This is a genomic window from Yersinia alsatica (genome assembly GCF_902170305.1).
Classification (GTDB): Bacteria; Pseudomonadota; Gammaproteobacteria; order Enterobacterales; family Enterobacteriaceae; genus Yersinia; species Yersinia alsatica.
Map to the genome: position 1 here is coordinate 298,379 of NZ_CABHWW010000023.1, position 6,846 is coordinate 305,224.

Sequence of the window (6,846 nt, forward strand, 5' to 3'; positions counted from 1 at the left end):
AACGATGCCCTCGAGGTATTTTGTTTTTAACCGTTCGATAGTCGAAAGAGGAGTGATAGATCATGAAAATCTTCTACAAAACCGCGGCGACGGCAACGGGCGGACGCTCGGGAACTTCAACCCTGAACGACGGCAGCTTTTCGGTCCAAATGGTTCGACCCGATAGCGATGAAGATGGCGTAAACCCTGAACAACTGTTTGCACTTGGTTATGCGGCCTGTTTCGACAGCGCGATGGAGATCACCGCAAAACAGCTCAAACTGAATGCCAAGGGGGCAAAAACTTCAATCGAAGTGGGTATCGGCCAACGATCCGATGGCGGATACGGGCTTGACCTCGACATCACTGCTCACTTGCCGGGCATGGCCCGCGAGGACGCACAACGCCTGGTCGAGGCGACACATCAGCTTTGCCCCTACTCCAATGCTACCCGCGGAAATATTAATGTCCGCTTACATATTGAAACTGAAGGAAACTGATATGAAAAATTTCAACTTTCACAACCCTACCAGAATTTTGTTTGGCAAAGGCAGTATTGCGGAGCTGAAAGATCAGGTTCCCGCTGATGCGAAAGTTTTGATTCTATATGGCGGTGGCAGTGCCGAACGTACGGGTGTGCTGGACCAAGTACGCGAAGCTCTTGCTGGCCGGGCAATCCTGGAGTTTGGAGGTATTGAACCTAACCCACGCTATGCTACAACGCTAAAAGCAGTTGAGATGATTCGCGAAAATGCCGTTACTTTCTTGCTTGCCGTTGGCGGCGGGTCGGTCATCGACGCCACCAAGTTTATTGCGGCGGCGGTAAAGTATGACGGTGACGCCTGGGACATTCTTACCTCACGTGGATCAGTCATTACCCAAGCGGTGCCGTTTGGCTCTGTGTTGACGCTACCAGCTACGGGATCCGAGATGAACTCTGGCGGGGTGATTACCAACCCAGAAAAAGAGGCAAAACTGCCGTTTAGTAGCCTTTATTGCTACCCGGTTTTCTCGGTTCTGGATCCGGAGGTCACCTACACTCTGCCATCTCGCCAGATTGCCAATGGTGTGGTGGACGCCTTTGTTCATACGATCGAACAGTATCTTACCTATCCAGTGGCCGCGCGGGTTCAGGACGGCTTTGCCGAAGCCCTGCTGCGCACATTGATTGAACTTGGCCCCAAGGCGCTTGAGACACCCGAAGATTATGACATTCGTGCCAATTTGATGTGGACTGCGACCATGGCTCTGAATGGGCTTATTGGTGCAGGTGTACCTCAAGACTGGGCCACTCATATGATTGGGCACGAAATTACTGCACTGAATGATACGGACCACGCCCGCACGCTGGCGGTTGTGCTGCCATCATTGATCGATGATCAGCGCGAAGCTAAACGTGAAAAGCTTCTCCAGTATGCCAGCAATGTCTGGAATATCCGCGAAGGATCCGATGATGAACGAATTGACGCGGTAATCGAAGCAACGCGCGGTTTCTTCGAGCAGATGGGTATCAAGACTCGGTTAGGCGACTATGACGTTGATGCTGACGGAATCAATCACATCGTTAGTGCCTTAAAGGAACACGGAATGACTGCACTTGGGGAACATAACGCTATCGGCCCCGATGAAGCTCGTCGCATTCTTGAAGCTGCTTTGTAGGAGGAGTCGAACATGAAACAAACAGACACCGCAAACCGCAAGCTCGTGTTGGCGAAGCGCCCTACGGGCGAGCCGACTCTGGACACACTAAGGCTAGAAGAGGAGGCGATTCCTTCTGTCGGTGACAATCAGATGCTTTTGCGTACCGAGTACTTGTCACTCGACCCGTATATGCGCGGCAGAATGAGTGATGCGCCTTCTTATGCTGCACCGGTTGAGGTCGGCGATGTCATGGTTGGCGGCACGGTTGCCAAAGTGGTTACTTCGAAGCTTGATGGCTTCGCGGAGGGCGACTGGGTGCTTAGCTTCAACGGCTGGCAGGATTACGCTCTTTCCGATGGTGAAGGGGTTACTAATCTTGGCGTTTCGCCAGAGCACCCATCCTGGGCACTTGGGATCTTAGGCATGCCTGGGTTTACCGCCTGGGCTGGCCTGACGCAGATCGGTGAGCCCAAACCCGGGGAGACAATTGTGGTGGCCGCGGCGACGGGTCCGGTCGGCGCAACCGTAGGCCAAATTGGCAAACTGCTGGGCTGCCGTGTTGTTGGCATCGCAGGCGGGCCGGAAAAATGCGCCTATGCGGTTGACGAGCTGGGTTTCGATGCATGCATCGACCACAAGGCACCAGACTTTGCGGATCAGCTTGCCAAGGCCAGTCCGGACGGCATCGATGTCTATTTCGAAAACGTGGGCGGCAAGGTTCTGGATGCGGTGATCCCGCTTTTGAACCCGCATGCGCGTGTGCCGGTGTGTGGACTGGTCTCGCAATACAACGCCACCGAACTGCCCGGCGGGCCAGACCGAATGAATTGGTTAATGGGGCAGATTCTTCGGAACAAGGTAAAGGTTCAAGGATTTATCATCTTTGACAGTTTCGGTCACCTATATCCGGAATTCGCCAAACAGATGGGTGCTTGGGTGGAAAGTGGAAAAATCAAGTATCGCGAAGAGGTCATTGGTGGCTTGGAAAATGCCCCGGAAGCCTTCATCGGCCTTCTCAACGGCGATAACTTTGGCAAGCGCGTGATCCGCGTTAGCACCACAAAATAGGGGAATTACATGAAAATTCTGATGATACTCACGTCCCATGACGAACTTGGAGACACTGGTAAAAAAACAGGCTTCTGGCTGGAGGAATTTGCCGCGCCCTATTACGTCTTCAAGGACGCTGGGGCCGACATCACCCTGGCCACGCCCAAGGGTGGACAGCCTCCCATTGACCCGTCCAGCGATAGCCCGGACGCACAGACTGACGACACTCATCGTTTCAAGGGCGATGCCGAGACGCAAAAGCATCTTGCGACTACGCTGAAACTGTCTGACATAACAGAAGTCAGGTTCGATGCAATCTTCTATCCCGGTGGCCATGGCCCGTTGTGGGACCTGGCCGAAGATGCTGACAGCAAACGCCTGATCGAAGCCTTTGCCGCCGCTGACTTGCCTGTTGGCGCCGTCTGCCACGCCCCCGCCGTATTCCGCCACACTCAAGGCACAGACGGCAAGCCCTTGGTCTCAGGGCGACGTGTGACAGGCTTCACCAACACAGAAGAAGAGGCTGTTGGCCTGACCAACGTTGTGCCCTTCCTGGTCGAGGATATGCTCAAAGCCAATGGTGGCAATTATGAGAAAGGCGCCGATTGGGCCAGCTTTGTGCTGCGGGACGGCAAACTCGTCACCGGTCAGAACCCTGCCTCATCCGCTGCCGCCGCGCACGAGATTCTGGCGTTGCTGAAATAACGGAAAACGACGACCGAATTGATCCAGCGCCACTATGAAGCCTCCTTCTATTCCGAATAGGTCGGGATAGAAGGAGGGGGACTTCGTACATCGTTCAGTCAGGGAGAAAACGCATGAGAATAATCAATCCAAGGGAAGGTGCGAATAAGTCCGAGATGTGAGATCATCGTGTTGTAACCTGAACCCAGAATGAGTAACCGGATGAGCCAGCAACTGACTTTTGCCGACAGTGAGTTTTCCAGTAAACGCCGCCAGACCCGCAAAGAAGTTTTCCTTGGCAGAATGGATGACTTGCTTCCCTGGGACAAATTACTTGGCGTTATCGAGCCTGTGTATCCCAAGGCCGGTAATGGTCGCAGGCCCTATCCGCTGGAAACCATGCTGCGTATTCACTGCATGCAGCAATGGTACAACCTGAGCGATGAGGCCATGGAAGATGCCCTCTATGAAATCGCCTCCATGCGCCAATTTGCTCGCCTGTCACTGGATAAAGCCATTCCAGACCGCACTACCATCATGAATTTCCGGCATTTGCTGGAGCAGCATGAACTGGCCCGCAAAATCTTCAGTACCGTTAATCACTGGCTAGCAGAGTGTGGCGTTCTAATGACCCAGGGCACCTTGGTGGATGCCACCATCATTCAAGCCCCCAGCTCTACCAAAAACAAACACAACAGCCGTGATGAAGACATGCACCAGACCAAGAAAGGTAACCAGTGGTACTTCGGCATGAAAGCGCACATTGGCGTGGACGCCAAAAGTGGCCTGACCCACAGTCTGGTGACCACGGCGGCTAACGAGCACGACCTCAATCAGGTTGGCAAGTTACTGCATGGCGATGAAGAATTTATCTCAGCCGATGCTGGTTATCAGGGGGCCGAAAAGCGCGATGAGCTCAGCGATGTCAGCGCAGACTGGCTTATCGCCAAGCGTCCCGGCAAAGTGAATGCATTGAAGCAACACCCGCGCAAGAACAAGCTGGCCATCCGTTACGAATACCTGAAAGCGAGTATCCGAGCGAAGGTTGAGCATCCATTTCGGATAGTAAAATGTCAGTTTGGTTTCGTCAAAGCCAGGTACAAGGGGCTGGCTAAAAATGACAGTCAACTGGCGATGTTATTCACCCTGGCGAACCTGGTTCGAGTTGACCAATTGATACGGGCACAGGCGAGATCTACCTGAAATGAGGAAATTGGCCTGAAACAGGGCCAAAATCAGCCACGAAGAGACGATTTTGGGCTTAAAATTGGAAAATTGAGCCACAGGACGTCGATAAAGGACGGTTTGGGGCGTCATATCGGGAGCTGCGGACCACTTAATCGCAGCTTCCCTGACTCTTTTAACTCTGTAGTCATCGTCAATGCGAAAGGGGTCATCATTTCCGTTTCACCAGAAACAACACGAGTGAAAGGTGTCCAATTAACAACAGACAGTTCGCTACAATCGTTGAACGCTAAGGCTCCAATCGTCACGAATCCGTTCGTATCCCCGGCAGGTAATTATCTAATAAGTATTTCGTACCCTATCTTCTCCGCACAAAAAGAGTATTTAGGTTACGTTAGCGGGAGCATTTATCTCGATAAGAAAAACATATTAATGAGCATACTTGGGCACCATGGCTACAGAGATGGGTCATACCTCTATGTTGTGGATAAAAATCGGACATTGATTTATCACCCTAATAAACAACGAGTGGGAGAAGTCATTGTCAATAATGAAGCAATAAATGAGGTGATTCAGGGAGAGAAAGGTGGGAAAGTTATCATTAACTCTCAGGGTATTGATATGCTTGCTGGGTACGCACCAGTCAATTATTCTGGTTGGGGGATAGTTGCTGAGAAATCGGAAAGCCTCACTCTGTCAGTGCTTAATGACCAAATGTGGAGTGTATTTGTGGCAACGCTTCCAATTGGTGCGCTCACGCTTTTAATTATTTGGATATCTTCGGTTTTTATCTCAAAACCATTATGGCAATTAGCGAGTGTCGTCAAAAACTTTGAAAGCCACACTTCGACTAAACGAGACTTAAATAAAGTGAAACCTTGGTATTTTGAAGCGTCACACCTGAAGCGTTCATTCGTCAGTACATTCAATATTGTATCCAACACAATTGATCAACTGCACCTCGATACCTTAACTGATTCTATGACTGGGTTGTTAAACCGCAGAGGTTTAGATAAGGCCATTGATAATTTGCGTATACAAAACACTCCATTTTCTGTGCTCGCTCTGGATGTTGATTACTTCAAAAAAGTGAATGATACCTTTGGTCATGATGTCGGTGATACTTTACTCATCAGTGTGGCAAATATGATCAAGGCGCAGGCGCGAGAGGTGGATATTGTCTGCCGATCTGGCGGAGAAGAGTTCATGGTTTTTTTAGTTAAAGCAGACATACGTCAGGCTGAGTACGTTGCCGAGAGAATTCGAAAGTCCATTGAATCCAATGAGTTTGATGTCGTAGGTCACGTGACGATTTCTATCGGAGTATCCCAATGGTTAGCCGAAAGAGAGCCGATTAGCGCCATTCTTAAAGGTGCTGATGATGCACTTTACCAAGCAAAACATAACGGTAGAAATAGAACTGAGGTATATAAGTTCAGATGATAAAATAAATGGATACTGATCTGAACACTCATCTAAGCGAGTTTGTCATACTTTAGATAATTTTTACTTAATTGTGCTACAACAGTTTTGCCCAGAAACGTGTTACAAAGAGTGGTCAAGTGTGTGTACCATTTTCCCATTTTAAATCTGTGCTTGACGCGTGCTAAAGAGATCCAATGAAATCATATTTCATGGTCCTTGATATCCAAAAAAATCCTCTTAAATGCAAGTAATTACAAGAGCTTAAGATGAATTCAAAATCCGTTGCCTTCGGGCGTAGCGGTTCAAGTCCGCTCACCGGTACCATACATAGAAAGGTCGCTTTTATAGCGGCCTTTCGTCGTTTTAGGTGTTTGAAAATGTTCTAATTTTCAGGTGCTTACCTCAAAACTCCTTTCCTGCTATCGCCTCTTTTCTTCCCAAAATAGACTCCCTTTATCTGTCTTAGAATTTCTCCCATGGTCCATATATGGTTCATCGCATGACGATTCTGTGCACAAGGGAATCCCAGTAAATCCAACAAACTCCGGTGACTGCTAACTCGTAAGCTAGTATTACCAAGGGCTGCGGAGTGGACGAACCATGGTCGTACCATGGTGACTTTACGGTGCTATGCGCTTCTGGTTTGGCTGCTATGTGGTTTCTGATCGTTTTGACGGATTGTCGAAAACCGTTTTGTTATGGGTAGAGAAGTGGACCCCGATGGTTGGACACATAAGCTAATTTCTTAAGTGGTTGATCTTGCTCATGCAGCGTATCTTTGTCTGCCGAAGTAGACTTCATCAGGAGTGATCCGCCCCGATAGTTTTGGACACCACGCTAAGCGAGTAAAATCGTTTAACGAGGTGAACAATGACATCAAAG

General features: G+C 49.7%; 6 protein-coding genes. All 6 read left to right on the forward strand.

The window, feature by feature from the left end:
• Window positions 1-62: 62 nt before the first annotated feature.
• Window positions 63-479, forward strand: a complete 417-nt coding sequence (locus FTA96_RS13020; protein ID WP_115389049.1) for an organic hydroperoxide resistance protein — start codon at window positions 63-65, stop codon at window positions 477-479.
• Window position 480: 1 nt separating this feature from the next.
• Entirely contained in the window at window positions 481-1,638 is a 1,158-nt protein-coding gene (locus FTA96_RS13025; protein ID WP_115389048.1) for an iron-containing alcohol dehydrogenase, read from the forward strand.
• A 12-nt stretch (window positions 1,639-1,650) separates the two neighbouring features.
• Window positions 1,651-2,688, forward strand: a complete 1,038-nt coding sequence (locus FTA96_RS13030) for an NADP-dependent oxidoreductase (protein ID WP_115389047.1) — start codon at window positions 1,651-1,653, stop codon at window positions 2,686-2,688.
• A gap of 9 nt (window positions 2,689-2,697) precedes the next feature.
• Entirely contained in the window at window positions 2,698-3,375 is a 678-nt protein-coding gene (locus FTA96_RS13035) for a type 1 glutamine amidotransferase domain-containing protein (protein WP_115389046.1), read from the forward strand.
• Between the two features lie 201 nt (window positions 3,376-3,576).
• Window positions 3,577-4,557: an IS5-like element ISEc68 family transposase gene (locus FTA96_RS13040; protein WP_000082736.1), complete on the forward strand. Its 981-nt coding sequence runs from the start codon at window positions 3,577-3,579 to the stop codon at window positions 4,555-4,557.
• A 102-nt stretch (window positions 4,558-4,659) separates the two neighbouring features.
• Complete coding sequence (locus FTA96_RS13045) at window positions 4,660-5,982, forward strand: sensor domain-containing diguanylate cyclase (protein WP_222424311.1); 1,323 nt, start codon at window positions 4,660-4,662, stop codon at window positions 5,980-5,982.
• Window positions 5,983-6,846 lie beyond the last annotated feature (864 nt).

Coding starts and splice junctions, on each gene's coding strand:
- FTA96_RS13040 (WP_000082736.1), top strand. CDS start 3,577: ATGAGCCAGCAACTGACTTTTGCCGACAGTGAGTTTTCCAGTAAACGC.
- FTA96_RS13025 (WP_115389048.1), top strand. CDS start 481: ATGAAAAATTTCAACTTTCACAACCCTACCAGAATTTTGTTTGGCAAA.
- FTA96_RS13030 (WP_115389047.1), top strand. CDS start 1,651: ATGAAACAAACAGACACCGCAAACCGCAAGCTCGTGTTGGCGAAGCGC.
- FTA96_RS13020 (WP_115389049.1), top strand. CDS start 63: ATGAAAATCTTCTACAAAACCGCGGCGACGGCAACGGGCGGACGCTCG.
- FTA96_RS13035 (WP_115389046.1), top strand. CDS start 2,698: ATGAAAATTCTGATGATACTCACGTCCCATGACGAACTTGGAGACACT.